General features: G+C 59.7%; 15 protein-coding genes. 1 reads left to right on the top strand and 14 read right to left on the bottom strand.

What is annotated here, in order from left to right:
• Positions 1-30: 30 nt before the first annotated feature.
• Together E7002_RS04095 and E7002_RS04090 are read right to left on the bottom strand one after the other, a co-directional pair.
• On the bottom strand, positions 31-1,914 hold the full coding sequence (locus tag E7002_RS04095; RefSeq protein ID WP_303727605.1) for an AMP-binding protein: 1,884 nt from the start codon (positions 1,912-1,914) through the stop codon (positions 31-33).
• 14 nt (positions 1,915-1,928) lie between these two features.
• A complete protein-coding gene (locus E7002_RS04090; RefSeq protein ID WP_066662961.1) occupies positions 1,929-2,507 on the bottom strand; it encodes a helix-turn-helix domain-containing protein in 579 nt (192 codons plus the stop codon).
• Between the two features lie 248 nt (positions 2,508-2,755).
• Here E7002_RS04090 and serC point away from each other — a divergent pair, with 248 nt between their 5' ends.
• Complete coding sequence (serC, locus tag E7002_RS04085) at positions 2,756-3,844, top strand: 3-phosphoserine/phosphohydroxythreonine transaminase (RefSeq protein ID WP_303727604.1); 1,089 nt, start codon at positions 2,756-2,758, stop codon at positions 3,842-3,844.
• A 254-nt stretch (positions 3,845-4,098) separates the two neighbouring features.
• Here serC and E7002_RS04080 read toward each other — a convergent pair whose 3' ends face one another.
• The 12 genes from E7002_RS04080 to tmk form a co-directional block, all read right to left on the bottom strand.
• The gene (locus E7002_RS04080; RefSeq protein ID WP_303727603.1) at positions 4,099-5,160 is read right to left on the bottom strand and encodes a class I SAM-dependent methyltransferase; all 1,062 of its coding nucleotides are present in this window, start codon (positions 5,158-5,160) and stop codon (positions 4,099-4,101) included.
• 117 nt (positions 5,161-5,277) lie between these two features.
• A complete protein-coding gene (gene rpoD / locus E7002_RS04075; protein WP_143117342.1) occupies positions 5,278-6,486 on the bottom strand; it encodes an RNA polymerase sigma factor RpoD in 1,209 nt (402 codons plus the stop codon).
• A 152-nt stretch (positions 6,487-6,638) separates the two neighbouring features.
• Positions 6,639-7,232 (bottom strand): hypothetical protein, encoded by a 594-nt coding sequence (locus E7002_RS04070; protein ID WP_303727602.1) that lies wholly within the window; start codon positions 7,230-7,232, stop codon positions 6,639-6,641.
• Positions 7,233-7,767: 535 nt separating this feature from the next.
• Entirely contained in the window at positions 7,768-8,838 is a 1,071-nt protein-coding gene (locus tag E7002_RS04065; RefSeq protein ID WP_303727601.1) for a radical SAM protein, read from the bottom strand.
• Positions 8,744-9,733, bottom strand: a complete 990-nt coding sequence (locus E7002_RS04060) for an NAD(P)-binding domain-containing protein (protein ID WP_303727600.1) — start codon at positions 9,731-9,733, stop codon at positions 8,744-8,746. Before E7002_RS04060 ends, E7002_RS04065 begins: the two co-directional genes overlap by 95 nt.
• Positions 9,734-9,785: 52 nt before the next feature.
• Positions 9,786-10,715, bottom strand: coding sequence for a DegV family protein (locus tag E7002_RS04055; RefSeq protein WP_303727599.1), 930 nt, complete (start codon positions 10,713-10,715; stop codon positions 9,786-9,788).
• A gap of 5 nt (positions 10,716-10,720) precedes the next feature.
• Positions 10,721-11,653, bottom strand: a complete 933-nt coding sequence (locus E7002_RS04050) for a DegV family protein (RefSeq protein ID WP_066662985.1) — start codon at positions 11,651-11,653, stop codon at positions 10,721-10,723.
• Between the two features lie 15 nt (positions 11,654-11,668).
• On the bottom strand, positions 11,669-12,574 hold the full coding sequence (locus tag E7002_RS04045) for a DegV family protein (protein WP_303727598.1): 906 nt from the start codon (positions 12,572-12,574) through the stop codon (positions 11,669-11,671).
• Positions 12,575-12,582: 8 nt separating this feature from the next.
• Complete coding sequence (locus E7002_RS04040) at positions 12,583-14,049, bottom strand: nicotinate phosphoribosyltransferase (RefSeq protein WP_303727597.1); 1,467 nt, start codon at positions 14,047-14,049, stop codon at positions 12,583-12,585.
• Positions 14,042-15,415, bottom strand: a complete 1,374-nt coding sequence (locus tag E7002_RS04035) for a regulatory iron-sulfur-containing complex subunit RicT (RefSeq protein ID WP_303727596.1) — start codon at positions 15,413-15,415, stop codon at positions 14,042-14,044. Before E7002_RS04035 ends, E7002_RS04040 begins: the two co-directional genes overlap by 8 nt.
• Complete coding sequence (locus tag E7002_RS04030) at positions 15,381-16,526, bottom strand: DNA polymerase III subunit delta' (protein WP_303727595.1); 1,146 nt, start codon at positions 16,524-16,526, stop codon at positions 15,381-15,383. The genes E7002_RS04035 and E7002_RS04030 overlap by 35 nt, the downstream gene beginning before the upstream one ends.
• Positions 16,523-17,233, bottom strand: coding sequence for a dTMP kinase (gene tmk, locus E7002_RS04025; protein ID WP_303727594.1), 711 nt, complete (start codon positions 17,231-17,233; stop codon positions 16,523-16,525). Before tmk ends, E7002_RS04030 begins: the two co-directional genes overlap by 4 nt.
• Positions 17,234-17,256 lie beyond the last annotated feature (23 nt).

Below are 17,256 nucleotides of genomic sequence, written 5' to 3'. Positions count from 1 at the left end.
ACCCCACCCCATTGGACCTTTTGCCAGAACCTAGTGCTCGCGGAACATGCCGCCCTTGGAATCGTCTTCCTGGCTGGCGCGCAGGGCCTCTTCGTCGGCGAACACCGTCTGATTCACGCGGTCGGTGAGCTCCTTGGCCATTTCGCGCAGCTTGAACTTCTGCACCTTCTTCGCCGGGTTCATGGGGAACTCGTCCACGAAGAACACGCGCTTGGGCACCTTGAAACGGGCAATGCGCGGGATGGCATAGGCGCGCACGTCTTCCTCCGTCATGTCCTCGAAGCCGGGGCGCGTGCGGATAAAGGCACCCACGATCTCGCCAAGCTTCTCGTCGGGAATGCCCACGACCTGCGCGTCGAGTACGCCCGGCATGGTGAGCAGGAAGTTCTCGACTTCCAGCGGGTAGATGTTCTCGCCGCCACGAATGATCATGTCCTTGATGCGGCCAGTGACGCGGTAGTAGCCGTCTTCGTCGACCGTGCCCATGTCGCCCGAATGCAGGTAGCCGTCGGCGTCGATGGCCTCGGCCGTCTTGTCGGGCATCTTGTAGTAGCCCTTCATGACGTTGTAGCCCTTACAGCACAGCTCGCCATGCTCGCCAGGCGCGCACTCATGGCCGTCGTTCGGGTCGACGACCTTCACGCTTACGGGCGGGTGCTTGCGGCCTACCGTATGGCACTTGTGGTCGATGTCGTCGTCCACGCTGGTCTGCGTGAACACGGGGCTCGTTTCCGTAAGGCCGTAGCAGATGGTGATATCCTTCATGTTCATCTTCTCGATGACCTCTGCCATGGTGGCGGGAGGACAGGGGCTGCCAGCCATAATGCCCGTGCGCAGGCTGCTCATGTCGTACTGGCTGAAGTTCGGATGATTCAGCTCGGCGATGTACATGGTGGGTACGCCATAGACGGCCGTGGCCTTCTCGCGGTCGATGGCACGCAGCACCATTTCCGCGTCGAAGCTCTCGACGCCCACGATGGTAGCGCGATGCGTAAGGATGGCCATGATGCCCAGCACGCAGCCAAAGCAATGGAAGTACGGTACGGGCAGGCAGACGCGGTCGTTCGGCGTGAGCTTCATGCCCTCGCCGATGAAGAAACCGTCGTTGAGGATGTTGCGATGCGTGAGCATAACGCCCTTGGGGAATCCCGTGGTGCCGCTCGTGTACTGCATCATGACCACGTCGTTGTTGTCGAACGACTTCGTAACCTCGTACAGCTCCTCTTCCGCTACGTGCTGCCCCAGCAGAAGCAGCTCGGGCACGCTGTAGAAGCCACGGTGCTTTTCCGGCCCCATGTAGATGAGGTTCTTCAGGAACGGGTACTCTTCCGTATTCAGGTAGCCACGCTGCTGCGTGAGCGACTCGGGAATGAGCTCGCGCACGATTTCCTTGTAATCGATGTCGCGAAACGAGTCGATGATGCACAACGCCTTCATGTCGCTCTGCTTGAGCACGTAGTCGAGCTCGTGGCTCTTGAACACGGGGTTCATGGTGACCATGACCACGCCAATCTTCGCGCAGGCATACATGAACGTCACCCAGTCGGGCACGTTACGCGCCCACACGCCCAAATGGTCGCCCGGACGCATGCCAATGTAGAGCATGCCACGCGCCAGGTTGTCGGTGCGCTCGTCGAATTCGGCGTACGTCCAGCGCAGGTCGCGGTCGGGATACACCATGAACTCGTGATTGGGCTCGATCTCGGCGCGCTCGCGCAGGTACTGCCCAATCGTCTTTTCGGAATGCATGGGGAAATCCTGGTCGCCCGGCAGCACCGGCGTGCCATCGGCACGCGGCGAGGGGTTGTCGAATTCCTTCTGCTGCTCGCGACGATGCGCGATTTCAGCCGGCGTCCAGCCGAATTCCTCACGCAGATGGTCGCGGTTCGTTTGCTTGTTCTGTTCTTCCGACATGATTCACCCCAGCCCTACACCGGCGTGTACACGCACGCCAGGAACTTCGCCGTCTGACCCTTATGGGCGCGCACCTGATGAGGCACGATGGAGTCGTAGTAGATGGACTCGCCCGGATGCAGCACGTAAAGTTCCTTGCCATACTCGATTTCCACTTCGCCTTCCAGGCCGAAGAGGAATTCCTCGCCTTCGTGGCCCACCAGCTTGTGGTCGAGCTCTCCCGAGGGAGAGATGGTGATGATAAAGGGATCCATGTGGCGCGAGGGATGGCCCGCGGCCAGGCTAAAATAGGAAAGGTCGCCGGCATCGCTGGCGGTTTCCAGGCTCTTCATGCGCACGACTTCCTTCATCTGCGACTGCGAGATGTAGGCAGGGCCCAAATTGTCGTCATCGTCCATGAGCGTGCCCAGGCGAACGCCCAGGGCGCGGGTAATCTTAATAAGCGGGGCAAGCGACGGGGGTAATTCGCCAGCCTCAAGGCCCTGGATGGTCGCAAGATCGGCACCGGTGCGATCAGCAAGATCCTGCTGAGAGAGATGGTGCGCTTCGCGCAGCGTGGTGATTTTAGCGCCGAGCTTGTTTTCTTCGGTCATCCTGAACCTCCTCATTTGTAGCCGGAAACCGGCCCACCGCCCTTCGGTGGTTTTGCACATTCTAGTGCTTACTGGTACAGCTTACCGCAATTACACAATACTATCGCAGACTAAAGTACGAAATACCGAGGCCATCCATGTAGATGCGAAAAGGTTATCGCCGAACAGGCAGAAAGTCGGCCGCACGCGCCCCAGAGAGTGCTACAGTCGTTGAAACCTATTGAGCCAACCGATGCAAAGGAGGGTACATGCCACGCGTTTACAATTTCTCGGCCGGACCGGCAATTCTGCCTGAGCCCGTGCTCGCCCAGGCGGCAGCCGACATGATGGATTACCAGGGGTGCGGCATGTCAGTAATGGAAATGAGCCATCGCTCCCCCGCCTTCCAGGGCATCATCGACAATGCCGAAGCCGACCTGCGCGACCTTATGGGCATTCCCGAAAACTACGACGTGCTGTTCCTGCAAGGCGGCGACAGCCTGCAGTTCGCCGCGGTGCCCATGAACCTGGCGCTTGCCAAGCATGGCGTGGCCGACTACATCGTCACGGGTCAGTGGTCGAAGAAGGCGCAGCAGGAAGCAGCGCGCTTCATCGACGCGCGCATCGTGGCAACCGGCGCTGAAGATAACTTCAGCCATCTGCCCGATTGCTCCGATCTGCCCATCTCCGAAGACGCCGACTACGTGTACCTGTGCCAGAACGAAACGGTGCATGGCCTGCGCTTCGCCCAGCTGCCCGACACGAAGGGCAAGGTGCTCGTAAGCGACCAGAGCAGCATGTTCCTCTCCGAACCCGTTGACGTAAGCCAATTCGGCCTCATCCACGCAGGCGTTCAGAAGAACGTGGGACCCGCAGGCGTGCAGATCGTCATCGTACGCCACGACCTGGTGCCCGAAGGCGGCATCGACGGCGTGCCCGTCATGATGAACTACAAGACGCACGTGGATAAAAAGAGTCTGTACAACACTCCCCCGTGCTGGAACATCTACATGTGCGGCCTGGTATTCAAGCATCTGAAGGAACTGGGCGGCCTGGAAGCCGTGCAGAAGATGAACCAGGAAAAGGCTCAGCTGCTCTACGACGCCATCGACGAAAGCGCGCTGTTCAAGGGCGTAGCCGCGAAGGAAGACCGCAGCATGATGAACGTCTGCTTCGTTACGGGCGATGCCGACCTCGACGCGAAGTTCGCCAAGGAAGCCACCGCCGCGGGCCTTACGAACCTGAAGGGCCATCGCAGCGTAGGTGGCCTGCGCGCGAGCATCTACAATGCCATGCCGCGCAAGGGCGTGGAAGCACTCATCGCCTTCATGAAGGACTTCGAGATTCAGAACCGCTAAGCGCAACCCGAAACCCAACACGAGAAATGCCGCTCCGAATGGGGCGGCATTTTTGCTGGAAGTGGGTGACAGGGGGACGGTTCTACTGTCACCCCTCGAAATCGCGTATCACTGTTCAACTAGGTAAAAGGGGTGACAGGATAACCGTCCCCCTGTCACCCCTTACTACCCGACTAAGGTGACAGAAGGTACGTCCCCCTGTCACCTGCCCTGTTCAACTAGGTAAAAGGGGTGACAGGATAACCGTCCCCCTGTCACCCTGCGCGCTTCACCAGGAAGCAGCGGTGAATCTTGGGATTGCGCTCGAAATCGTGCGGGATGGTCTGTTCGCTGATGTCCTGCACGGAAAGCCCCGCCGCATCAAGCGCCGCGGCATCGATTTTGAACCCACGCAGGTTGCAGCTGAATACGATGGTGCCCTCGGGTTTCAACACGCGTGCGATAGCCTGCAGGAGCTTGGCATGGTCGCGCTGCACGTCCCACGTGCGCTCACCCATAGCCTTGCCGTTGCTGAACGTCGGCGGATCGCAGAATACCAGGTCGTAACGATGCGAAGTGGCAGCCTCCTGCACGATCCAGCTGGTCACGTCGGCACGCACGAAATGATGCGGCGCACCCGTGAAGCCATTGCGCTGCATGTTGCGCCGCGCACGGTCCAAATACGTTTGCGACATGTCGACGGTCGTCGTGGAAAACGCCCCGCCGCCAGCCGCATGCAGCGTAGCCGTACCCGTGTACGAGAACAGGTTCAGGAAGCGCGTGTCCCGCGCCATCTTCCCCACCATCTGACGCGTCACGCGATGGTCCAGGAACAGGCCCGTGTCCAAATACCCCGAAAAATCGAGTTCAACCAGGTAATCAGTCTGCTTCAGATAATCGGGCTCGGTGGTGAACGCCACGTGCGATTCGTGCTGCTCATGCGTGTACTGACCACCGCCCTTGGCCTTGCGGCGCTGCTTGGCGAACACGTTTTCGGCGGGAACGTCGAGCGCAAAGGGAACCACGGCGAGCACGTCTTCGAAACGCGCCGCTGCCTCGTCTTCGCTGATAGATGACGGAGCACGGTACTCCGCCACCACGCAATAGCGATTGCCTTCCGACTCGCCCTTGCCCTCGAAGAGCTCGATGGCCACGTTGTACTCGGGAATATCAGCGTCGTACACGCGATAGCAGGCAATATGCTCGCGCTTTGCCCACTTGCGGCGTTCCTTGGCCACCTTGCGCACGCGATCGACGAACTGGCGCACCTTCGCGTCATTCACCTCGACCGCATGCTCGGCGCCACCATGGGCGTCGGGTACGGAAATCGTGGGCATACCGGCTCCTTGCAGTACGAGCGCTCCAGGCGCAGCTAACAAAAGAAAAGCTGGCATTCCGACAGGCACGAACAATGCCATACCGCGGAATGCCAGCGAAAAAGCGAAAACGGAAGATTAATCCTCCAGGTAATCCTTCAGCTTCGAGCTGCGGCTGGGATGACGCAGCTTGGCGAGCGTCTTGCTCTCGATCTGGCGAATGCGCTCACGCGTAACGCCAAATTCCCTGCCCACTTCTTCCAGCGTGCGGGGATGACCGTCCTGCAGGCCGAAGCGCAGCATGATGACCTTGCGCTCGCGCTCTGCCAGGCCGTCGAGGACCTTGGTGAGCTGTTCCTGCAGCATGCTGAAGCTAGCAGCATCGGGCGGCACGATGGCGGCATCATCTTCGATGAAGTCGCCCAGCTGGCTGTCTTCTTCCTCGCCGATAGGCGTTTCCAGGGAAACGGGCTCCTGGCTGATCTTCTGGATTTCGCGCACGCGATCGGGCGTGAGATCCATTTCCTCGGCAATTTCTTCCGGGGTTGGCTCGCGACCAAGATCCTGCAGCAGACGACGCTGGATGCGCACGAGCTTGTTGATGGTTTCCACCATGTGCACGGGAATGCGGATGGTGCGGGCCTGGTCGGCGATAGCACGCGTAATGGCCTGGCGAATCCACCAGGTAGCATACGTGGAGAACTTGAAGCCCTTCGTGTAGTCGAACTTTTCGACGGCGCGAATGAGGCCCAGGTTGCCTTCCTGAATGAGGTCGAGGAAGAGCATGCCACGACCCACGTAGCGCTTCGCGATGGAAACGACCAGACGCAGGTTGGCTTCGATGAGCTGCTGCTTGGCGTCGAGGCCCACCTGCTCGATGCGGGTGAGGCGACGGCGCTCGCGGCGCTCGAGCTCGATGCCCTCGGCTTCAGCGGCCTCGAGCTTTTCGGTGGCTTCCACGCCAGCTTCGATCTTCATGGCGAGGTCGATTTCCTCGGAGGCATTCAGCAGAGGAACCTTGCCAATTTCCTTCAGGTACATGCGCACCGGATCGCCGGTGAGCAATGCGACGGAGGTATCGGAGGAACGACGGCCGCGGCCCGTGCGCGAACGCGCATGCGTCACCTTCGGGAGGTTGACGTTCGTAGTTGCCTTGAGTTCTTCCTCGGGGATACCTTCGAGCAGGTCGTCGCCATCCTTGTCAAGCGAATCCTCGCTCGACACGCCCTCGTCTTCGGGAGCTTCGTCGGTTACCGTTTCGGGTGCTTCGACGTCTTCCAGATCGATGGACTCTTCATGCTCGACATCTAGCGCTTTTTCAGAAGTTTTACGAGAGGCTGCTGCCACGTTACTCCCTTCACAGCTGTTTTTACCAACCCTGTTCACGTGAAACAGGGCATAGAGATACAGCAGAATACTTTACCACACTTGTACCGTTTTCCGCCCGTCGCGCGACAAGAACATCACAGTCTTGCGGGTCCTGACTTTTCCGAAAATCTTTATGACCCCTGTTCACTAAAACACACGTAGGAGTCGATGAAAAAGTCCATCGGACTGCCGATAAGGCGCTCAACTGTTTGCGAGAGCCCATCGGCCTCCAAAAGTTCACGAGCCTCCGACCCATCCAACGAAACCGCCGAAAGACTGCCAGCTTCACCATCGAGGGCATTCGCGGAGATACGATACTCAACAGAGAGAGAAGAAGCTGACTGAGTTGCTGCGTTATAACATTCGGAAATTGAGACGTGCAATATATCTCCCGAGTCCAATTCGACAGAAAAGGTTTTCGTAAAATCCAATCGACATAGGACGTCCGAATTATTAGAGCTCGGCTCTCGAGTAAACGAATAAGTGACGTCCAGCCCCTCTTCAGTCGCAGAAACCTCAACCCCTTCTCCACCCGTTCTTCGCCAGTCACCAAGAACAGTGCCACCCACTGAATCAGCGAATGAGCCTAAATCGCATACGAGCAATTCGTCTCTAACGTCATTAACAGCGAGCGTTTCTTCGTCCGAAGCGCAGGCGAATAAGAAGGTCGCAATTATGGAGCAGAAAACAAATAAGGCGATACGGTAAATGCGACGAATGTTCATAGCATCCTCAGGAAATTCTCGTACACATCAGGAAATCGAAGCCTCAGATAGCTTTCCGCTTCTCTGGAATTTAAATTCGCTACATCCGACGAGCTAGTTCCGAACATTATCTGATAAAAGAGAATGTCTTCAATAAATTGACTCCGCGAAGTTAACATCAAAAGAGTCCGGCGGAACGGATTGATCAGACGCATAGAGCAAACGCGGAAATGGGCAAAAAGCGAATCCGCCGATAACCGTAAAAGCAAATGACGTAAACGAACGCCTCGATATGAGCCGCTTTTGCAACGAATCGGTGTTCGACCCCATAGTCCACCTCTGCATCCGATACAAAATAACACTAGTTAACGAAGCTATATACTCATTCGAGGATATTATATTTGCTCAGATGCCATGTAAAGAATAAAGTTGTTTTCTTTCGGCCTAAACAGATAGCGCAAAACAGCGATCTGCCAATCAATTCATGTTTAGCTTGATTACGATTGCATGCGGATAACTATAAGAACCAGCATCACCCACACTAACGCAAATAAACCTAAACCACTCCCGTGTTATCGAAAGCGGGGATGAAGCTTTCGGTAGCGGCACCGCCTTCTTGCCAGAAGTAATCGACCATTCCCAGGCCATCGGCGAAGTCGAGGAGCTGGTCATATTCTTGCTCGGGGACTGCATGGTTAAGCTCGGGCAGGTTGGGGAAATCGCGCATGGGCGTGTATTGGTTCATGATGCTGTAGAGCACGCTGGATCCGTATTCGTGCCAGAGGTAGTCGATGATGCGCTTGCTTTCCTGCAGACGGCCGGGCATAAGCAAATGGCGAATGACAACGCCGCGTTCCAGGCGTTCTTCCCCACCAAAGGGGCCAAACACGGGCTCGCCCGCTGCCTGTGCCATCGCAGCCAAAGCCTGCGAAGCAACATCGAAGTATTCGGGCGCATGGGAATACGTGCGTGCAGCATTGCTTTCGCCATCGCGCCAATAGCGGAAATCCGTGAGGTACACGTCAATGCAATCGGAATACTCGCGTATGGTCGAGGCATTCTCGTAGCCACTCGTGTTGCAGATGAACGGCAGCTCGAAGTGACGCTTGGCAACGCGCTTTCGCTCGAACTCGGAAAGGGCACCCGCTTGCACGCGCTGCTCTAGCAGCGCATCTTCCATGTCCGCAAGCAATTGCTGTGCCTGGCGAATGAAGGGAAAGTAATGACTAGGCGTAACCAGGTTAATGTTCGCCGCGCCCTGCTCGCGCAGCTCCACGAAGATGCGCGCCAAGCGATCCACGCTCACGTCGGTGCCGTGGTTGCCGCAGGCTATCTCGACGTTCTGGCAGAAGACGCAACGCAGAGGGCAATGGCTAAAGAACACGGCCCCGCTACCAGCACCTACGCTAATGGGAGGCTCCTCCCATTCATGAAGCGCGGCGCGCGCAATACGCAGCTCGCGAGCTGCGCCGCACACGCCGCGCTCCCCCGCCGCGCGGTTCGCACCGCACCGGCGAGGGCAGAGTTCGCATTTAGTTGGCAGAATAGCCACCGAAACCGCCAAAATCCTCTTCGTCATGATGATGGTGATGATGACCGCAATCGCACTCGTCATCATCTTCGTCATCGTAATCGTCGGTAGCGCCCAGCGACGTATAGGCCTCCTGCGCGCGATCCCAGTCGAGACCGAACTTCGAACTCTCCTCCTCGTCGCGATACACGAGGGAAAGCGCAGATGCGGCCATGTCAACACCACCAATGGTGGCAAGCAAGCGCAGCAGATAATCGGCCGCTTCAGACAGCGGAACGATGAGGTTGAACTCATCGGCGCAGGCCATGACGGTCTCGATCTCGCCAAGCAGCACCTCCACGGTGCACGTACTCGTGAAGGAATTCTCCTCGAGCGCATGTGCCAGGCTTTCGATCTGAGGCGATACCATCTGGGCACGCACGACGCGATCGGCCGCAGCCACGGAAGCGGGAAGGCCACCCGCCACGCGGCAGAGCGCATCGGCTTCCATGAACGCCTGAAGCGCCATGATCTGTTGGATGGTGAACGAGCACTTGGCCAGCTGGGCATCGCCCGAGCCACCGCAGGGCTCCACCGTGCCCACCAGGGCGGCAAGCATCTCGGCTACGGCATTGGCATCGGCTTCCTCGCCTGCCACCAGGACAAGCAGGTTCTGCGGATTGCCAAACGCATTCGGCAGCGTAACGTCGCGCACCACAAGCGGCGCTTCCACGACATGCAGGTCGTTCACCTGGGCTACCGCGGAAAGCTCACGCGCGAGCGACGGAGTGGCGGCGCTAAAATCAACCAGATAGGCACCGGGCTTCGCCTTCGAGATGACGCCATCCTCTTCCAGATAGACGTTCTCGAGCGACTCCTGCGACGTGCAGTACGTGAAGATGACGTCGGCACTGTCGACGTCGGATGCCGCAGGAAAGCCAGCGGCAGCAAGGTTCTGGGCGAGTACCTGGCAGATACCCTGATGACCCACGAAAACAAAAGACTTGGGCATATGCCCTCCTTTTCGTCGAAGCGGGATGCCTTAGCATCCCGCGTTGTTCAGACTAATTAGACTTAACCCTGTTGGCGATGCGATCGGAAACCGAAAGGTTCTTCCTACGATCGTTGCCCCAGAAGCAACAGGAAAGCATGCCCGGCCCCACGTGGCAGCCGATGGTGGGCCCGATGTTCAAGTTCAAGAACATCGCCCCCTCGTCTTGCTTGGTAAGCAGCGCCTCGAGCTTATCCACATCGTGAGGGACATCGGCATTGCCCACGGCAATGGGCTTGCCAAGCGAGTCGACGTCACGGTTCTTCATATAGAAATCGACCATGCGCTTCATGCCCTTCTTGCGGCCGCGCGATGCGCCGATGATGGACAGCTTGCCCTGCAGATCGAACGTAAGCAGCGGCTTTACGTCGAGTTTGGTGCCCGCCACCGCCACGCTGGCGGGAATGCGGCCACCGCGATGCAAGCATTCGAGATCTTCCACCATGAAGATGATGTGCGTGAAGTACCGGGCCTCGAGCGCCCAATCGGCAAGTTCCCTGGCCGTCATGCCGCTCTGCTGCAGGCGCATGGCCTCCTGCACGAGCAAGCCAAGCGGCGTGGAACCAATAAGCGTATCGACCACGTAGAGCTCGATACCCTCGCCAAATTCGCGCTTCATGCGATCGAGGGCCGTAAGGGCACCATTGTATGCACCCGAAATGCCGCTCGACATGCACAGGTACACCGTGGGAACACCCGATTCCACGGCAGCACGGAAGGCTTCCTCGTAGACCATCTGGCTAGGCTGCGACGTGGTGGGCATAGCGCCCTTGCCGATCCACTCGTAGAACTCATGAGGAGTGCGCGACTGGAACGAATCGTCTACGTAGCTGGCCATATTGTCGGAATACGAGAACGGCAGCATGGTCACGCCGGGGACATCCCACATTTCCTTGGGCAGGTCACAGCAAGAATCGATGATGAGATTGCACTTGTAGTTCATGGTTGCTACTTACCCTTCACTCGGCGTGCGATGCGATCGGCCACGGAAAGCTCTTCGCGGCGATCGGGACCCCAGAAGACCACGGCGAGCATGCCGGAGCCCACGTGGCTGCCAATGACGGGGCCAATGCTCGAATCGACGAACACGGCCGTGGGGTTCACCTTGCCGATTTCCCCACGCAGGCGCTCCATGTCCTTCGGGCAATCGGCATTGCCCATGAGCACCTGGTTGGAGCCGCCGGAAGCGTCGAAATGCTTATCGTAGTATTCAGCCAGCTGGCGAATGCCCTTCTTGCGACCGCGCGCCATGCCCACCAGGGACAGATGGCCTTCCAAGTCGAAGCCGAGCAGCGGCTTCACGTCGAGCTTGGCGCCCGCAAGCGCAACGCCCGAAGGGATGCGACCACCGCGACGCAGAGCATCCAAATCGTCGACCATGAACTGCGCGTTCACGAAATAACGCGCCTCTTCGACCCATGCAACCATTTCCTCGGCGGAAAGGCCGGCCGCACGCTGCTCGATGGCGCCCATGACCAGCAGGCCCTCGGCAATGGAGGCAAGCTTCGTATCGACGATAAGCAGCTTGCCATCGGGATGCTGCGCAGCCAGCGAATCGCGCATGAGCACCGCAGCGTCGTAGCTACCAGAAAGGCCACTGGAAAAGCTCAGGTACACCGTGGGAACACCGCTGGCATACGCCTTCTCGAACTCGTCGTGCAGCACGCGCGCAGGCAGCTGGGACGTCGTGGGAGGCTGGCGCTTCTTGTCGCGCATGGCGGCGAAGAAATCGCGGGGCGACGTGGTCTGGTACAAATCGTCGATATGCTCCACGCCGTCGAAGACATACGGGAACTTGATGAGCGTAACGCCAGACTTGTCGACGGCGCTCAGGGGAAGATCGCAGCAGGAATCCACGATCAGGTTGCACTTCGGCTGCATAACACCTCTATTCTGCTAATGCGTGCACGCTAGCTGCTGCACATTGCCCGTGATCTTCAGGGCAAGCGGATTATTGCATTGGTAGGCCAAGCCCATGGCCGGGCCCACGTGACAGCCCACAACGGGACTAACGGGAACGACGTCAACGGAGCGCCCAATGTGCGGCTCGACCACCTCGCGGGCCCACTCAACGGCTCGCTCCTTGCTACCGATATAGTGAACCACCAGGTGCTTCAGGCCACCAGCTTCCTGAATGTCCTGGTCGAGCTGGGCAAGCATACGCGAGAGCGCCTTCTTCTGGGAACGCACCTTCGCAATCACGCGCACGCTGCCGTCGGTAACCGTGAGGATGGGGCGCACGTTCATAAGGCCACCCAACAGCGCGCTGGCGGCGCCAATGCGACCACCTGCACGCAGGAAGGCGAGCGAATCGGGCGAGAAGATAATGCGCGAGCTCTGCACGCCGAAAAGCGCACGCTGCACGCAATGCGAGAGCGAATGGCCCGCATGCACGGCATCGAGTGCTTCGACCACGCCACCCGTGGAGTCGCCACCCGTAGCGCTGGTGTCGATAAATGCGTAGCGAAACGAAGCGTGACGCGCTTCGACCACGCGAGCTGCGCGAATGGCACCCTCGTACGTACCCGACAGACCCGACGAGAGGAACAGGCCGATGACGCTATCGCCCGCCTGGGCGGCATCTTCCAGCTCCTTTTCCACTTCGAGCGGAGAAGGTTGGCTCGACGTGGGAATATCTTCGATCATCTCGCCAATGCGAGAATAGAATTCGTCGATATCCATCTGGGATTCCACGTATTCCCTGCCCGCATGGCGCACGAAGAGCGACAGCACGCGCAGCTCGGGGGCGTTGCGCACCTCGGGCGGCAGATATACGGTGGAGTCTACAAGAACGCGAATCACGGCAATCCTTACTTCAAGCCCCGCAGATGAGCCGCCAAGTCGCGGCGACGGACGAACAGGCCCGCTTCAAGGCCCACGGGGTACGAATGGGGGTTGTACAGGCGCTTGCGCGATTCGTCGAGTTCCGAGAACCCACGAACGGCGCGCTCGCGTGCCTGCATGGCATCGCGGTATTCCGCGGGAAGCACCACTTCCCCACCCTGCACGAGCGGATGGAGCAGCGTTTCGTGACGCAGGCCAGAAAGCGTCTTCTGGCGCAGTTCGTCGGTGGGGTCTACGATGCGCTCCTGCTCGTTGATGGGCTCGTTCACGTCGAATACCATGTCGCCGGCGATGGAGCCGTCTTCCTGGTAGTAGCGGCGAATGTCGAGCACGCCGGGGAACGTGAGCTTGGCGGTACTTTCCGTGACCTTCACGTGTTCGCGCCAACGGGTCTCGCCCGGATTGCGCGTGGCGGCCAGCTTGTAGACGCCGCCCAGCGTGGGCTGGTCGTATGCCGTGGCAAGCTTGGTGCCCACGCCCCAGCTACCCACGATGGCGCCCTGCTCGCAGATGGAGTGGATGGCATATTCGTCGAGGTCGTTGGAGAGCACGATGCCCGTTTCGGTAAGGCCAACCTCGTCGAGGCGCGCGCGGCATTCCTTGGCGAGCCATGCAAGGTCGCCCGAATCGATGCGCACACCCAGCAGCTTCTCGCCGCGTTCCTTCATTTCCAGGCCCACCGTGATGGCGTTTTCCAGGCCCTGCTTCACGTCGTACGTGTCGATGAGTAGCACGCAATTGCGCGGGAACAGCTTCGCGTACGCACGGAAGGCAATGATTTCGTCTTCGAAGGCCATGACCCACGAATGGGCATGCGTTCCCGAAACAGGAATGTCGAACATCTTGCCGGCAAGGACGTTGCTGGTAGAGGCGCAGCCACCTACCACGGAAGCGCGGCTGGCCCACAGACCACCGGTGCCCTGGGCGCGACGCAGGCCGAACTCGGCCACGGGGCCACCTGCGGCCAGGCAGACGCGCGCCGCCTTCGTGGCGATGAGCGACTGGAAGTTAACGCAGTTCAGAAGTGCGGTTTCAACCAACTGGCACTGAATGATGGGGCCCTTCACGCGCACGAGCGGCTCGTTGGGGAACACGAGCGTTCCCTCGTGAACCGCATCGACGTCGATGGAGAGCTTCATATCCTTCAGGTACCGCAGGAAATCGGCATCGAACAGCGGCCCGCCCGCAGGGGCGGAAAGGCCGGCCAGGTATTCGATGTCGGATTCGCTGAACGAAAACGTCTCGAACATTTCCGCCAGCTGGGCCATGCCGCACGCCACGGTATAGCCACCCGCGAACGGATTCGCGCGGAAATACATGTTGAAGCAGGCCTCTTCATCGTCCTTGCCGCTCTGCCAATAGCCCTGGGCCATGGTGAGCTGGTACAGATCGGTGAACATCGCGTAATCGACGCATGCACCGGCATTACTCATTGGATTCGCCTCCCGACGTATGGCTGCGGCGACGGCTGCGACGATGCGTGCCGCCACCCTGTTTCTGCTGGCCGCCTTGGCCCTTCGCGTCGCGCGACTGGGAAAGCGCGCTTGACTTCTGACCAGGACGCGGCTTGCCCTGCGAGCCGCTATTGCCGCTGCGCGTGCGCGGCTTGCGCGACGACGACTTCGCCTGCTTGCCTTCCTGCGAGGAATTCTTCTTGCGCGACGATTCCTGCTTACCGCCATTGCCGCCACGCGACTGCTTTTCGGAAGCGCTGCTGCGCGACTGCTTTTCCTGCGAGGAGGACGAGCCCTTGCCACGACCGCGCGAACGACGGCGACGCTTGCGCGTACCCGATTCCGAGGATTCTTCCTCGCGCTTCTTCTTGCGCTGCGGGTTGTGATGCGCCTCCGGCTTGGCGAGCTTGTCTTCGGTGGTGAAGCCAGCGGTATCGAACGAGGCCAGGCCCACGGAGCTGGCGAACGGATCGGGATTCGCGTATTCGTCGAACACCTCGCCAATGCTCTTCGGACGCTTGGATTCGGCATCTTCGGGAACGGGGTCCATAGCGGAAAGCGGGAACGTGACCTGCTTGCCGTCGCCTTCCTCCAGGCGCACCGTAACCTCTTCCTTGGGCACGTTGAGCGAAGTGACCTTCGCGCAGCCTTGCGGCGTGGAGATCTTGGCATTCTGCTTGGGCGCACGGCTCTTGAAGTCCTTGTACGCGTCGAACTCGTAACGCAGGCAGCACATAAGGCGGCCGCACACGCCCGAGATCTTCTGCGGGTTCAGGGAAAGATCCTGTTCCTTGGCCATGCGGATGGACACGGGCTTGAACTCGCAGCCCATGCGGCGGCAGCAGAGCTCCTGGCCACAATGGCCCAGGCCACCCACCAGGCGCGCCTCGTCGCGCACGCCAATCTGGCGCATGTCGACGCGCACGTGCAGCTCGCTGGCAAGCTTGCGCACCAGGTCGCGGAAGTCGATGCGCTCTTCGGCTTCGAAGAAGAACACCGCGCGATCGCCCTCGAACAGGTACTCCACCATGACGGGATGCATGTCGGGGTTCGATTCGGCCGCCATTTGGCGGAAGATGGGCAGGGCATCGCGGCCCAGTTGGCGAAGCTCTTCGATCTTCTCCAGGTCTTCTTCCGTGGCAACACGCACCACGGGCTTAAGCTTGCTCTTCAAGCGCGAGAGCTCGGATTCGTCGACTTCGATGATGCCCTTCGCGCGGCCGTAGTCGGTGCCGCGCTCAGTCTTCACGATAACCTGGTCGCCATCGGCAATTTCCAGGTCACCTGGGTCGAACCAGAGCGTACGAGGGTTATATTGCAACGCCACGGGCGCAATGCGAACCATACAGTTCCTCTCTTATCTGCAATAGAAGCACATCGATACACGTTTCAGGGGAAACATTATATCGAATAGCCTTATCGGCTTCATCGACCGCCACGAGCGCACGCGAAATGGCGGCCGTGTCGGCACGTGCGGCGGCCTCTTCGATGCCGCCACGATAATCTTCGTTGATAACCAGCTGACCAGCCCCGCTGCGCACCATGAGCACATCGCGAAGCCAGGAGCGGATGATGGACGTGGTCTGGAAGAGCATGGCGCGGCTCTTCGACGACAGCGCGCGCTTGTTGCGCGCCTCGATCTGGCGCAGCGCCGAAGCCGCCATGAAGTCGGAGGATGCGGCGAGCTCCTCTTCCAGCTTGGCACGCACCAAGTCGAGCGGCGCCTTCGTCTTTTCCAACAGCTCGGCGGCGTATTCCAAAACATCGAGGTCGTCGGCCAGGGGCAGCGCCTGCAGAATGTCGATGACGCGCCCGCGAAACGCGAAGCGGTCGGAGCTCTTCACGAACTCGATGGCGCCCGTGATGGAGCCATTGCACGCTTGGATGGCGGCAAGCGCGTGCTGTTCCGAACACCCGCTGTTCTGCACCACGATGCCAGCGGCTTCCGCAGGGGGAATGAACCTGAACGGCACCACCTGGCAACGCGAGACGATGGTGGGCAGAACGCCGTCGACCGTGCGGCCCATGAGGATGATGGTGCAATCCTCGGGCGGTTCCTCGAGCGTCTTTAGGAATGCGTTGGCAGCCTGAACGGAAAGGCGGTCGGCGCGGTTAATGATGTAGACCTTGCCCTTGGCCTGGATGGGAGCAAGCGTGACGTCGCTGACGATTTCGCGAATCTGTCCCACCAGGTAGTCGCCCGATGCGCTTTCGGGTTCGTAGAAGCGCACATCGGGATGGCGATGACGCATGATGCGCTTGCACGTATCGCACGTACCACAGCCGCCCTCTTCGCAAAGGATGGCCTGGGCAAAAGCGTATGCAGCCTGCGTCTTGTTGGACCCCACGGGACCCGTGAACAAGTACGTCTGGCCTACGCGACCCGACGAGATGACGGCGCGAAGAAAGCGACGCACCTGAGGCTGGCCAAGAATGCGATTGAACGAATCACTCACGAGCGAGCACCCGATTCGACGCGCTTGCGCCTCTTGTTGGCCTGCTGAAAGAAATCTTCGCTAAACGGCAGGTTTTCAGGATCCCAACCCAGGCAATCGGCCACGGCGCGAAAGACGGAGCGCGCGGTTTCCGACTTCGGGCCCGAGGACTCCACAACGCGCACGCGCTGCGGATCGACTTGGTTCAGCCCCTCGAACGCCTGGTTTACGCGCTCGTGGAAATCGAGGCCCGCCTGTTCCATGCGGTCGGCCCCCTGGGCGCGCGTGGCGCGATGCAGGGAATCGGCGGAAGAGGCGGCCTTCAGCAGCACCGTGCGATGCGGACGAATGCCCTGACAAGCGAACGCATTTGCGGAACGCACGAAATCCAAGGAAAGCCCCCGGCCATAAGCCTGGTAGGCCACCGTGGAATCGTAGAAGCGGTCGCACAAGACGACCTTGCCCGCTTCGAGCGCGGGCTTGATGACCTCGGAAACAATTTGCGCGCGAGCAGCCTCATAGATGAACAGTTCGGCTTCCGGCGTCATGGCGCCATGGCTGGGATCGAGCACGATGCCGCGCAGCGCTTCGCCAATGAGCGTGCCACCCGGCTCGCGCAGGCACAGCACTTCCCGCCCCTGGGAACGCAGGGCATCGGCCAGAAACGCGATGTGCGTGCTCTTGCCCGCGCCATCGCCGCCTTCGAACGTTATGAACGTGCCCTCCATAGGCGTGAGGTCCTTCCCCAATT

Origin of the sequence: Denitrobacterium detoxificans, assembly GCF_015062615.1 — a bacterium.
Classification (GTDB): Bacteria; Actinomycetota; Coriobacteriia; order Coriobacteriales; family Eggerthellaceae; genus Denitrobacterium; species Denitrobacterium detoxificans_A.
This window is presented reverse-complemented; position numbering and strand designations above follow the sequence as displayed.

Coding starts and splice junctions, on each gene's coding strand:
- E7002_RS04050 (WP_066662985.1), bottom strand. CDS start 11,653: ATGCAGCCGAAGTGCAACCTGATCGTGGATTCCTGCTGCGATCTTCCC.
- E7002_RS04065 (WP_303727601.1), bottom strand. CDS start 8,838: ATGACGAAGATGATGACGAGTGCGATTGCGGTCATCATCACCATCATC.
- E7002_RS04070 (WP_303727602.1), bottom strand. CDS start 7,232: ATGAACATTCGTCGCATTTACCGTATCGCCTTATTTGTTTTCTGCTCC.
- tmk (WP_303727594.1), bottom strand. CDS start 17,233: ATGGAGGGCACGTTCATAACGTTCGAAGGCGGCGATGGCGCGGGCAAG.
- E7002_RS04035 (WP_303727596.1), bottom strand. CDS start 15,415: ATGGTTCGCATTGCGCCCGTGGCGTTGCAATATAACCCTCGTACGCTC.
- E7002_RS04080 (WP_303727603.1), bottom strand. CDS start 5,160: ATGCCCACGATTTCCGTACCCGACGCCCATGGTGGCGCCGAGCATGCG.
- E7002_RS04095 (WP_303727605.1), bottom strand. CDS start 1,914: ATGTCGGAAGAACAGAACAAGCAAACGAACCGCGACCATCTGCGTGAG.
- E7002_RS04055 (WP_303727599.1), bottom strand. CDS start 10,715: ATGAACTACAAGTGCAATCTCATCATCGATTCTTGCTGTGACCTGCCC.
- E7002_RS04040 (WP_303727597.1), bottom strand. CDS start 14,049: ATGAGTAATGCCGGTGCATGCGTCGATTACGCGATGTTCACCGATCTG.
- serC (WP_303727604.1), top strand. CDS start 2,756: ATGCCACGCGTTTACAATTTCTCGGCCGGACCGGCAATTCTGCCTGAG.
- E7002_RS04060 (WP_303727600.1), bottom strand. CDS start 9,733: ATGCCCAAGTCTTTTGTTTTCGTGGGTCATCAGGGTATCTGCCAGGTA.
- E7002_RS04090 (WP_066662961.1), bottom strand. CDS start 2,507: ATGACCGAAGAAAACAAGCTCGGCGCTAAAATCACCACGCTGCGCGAA.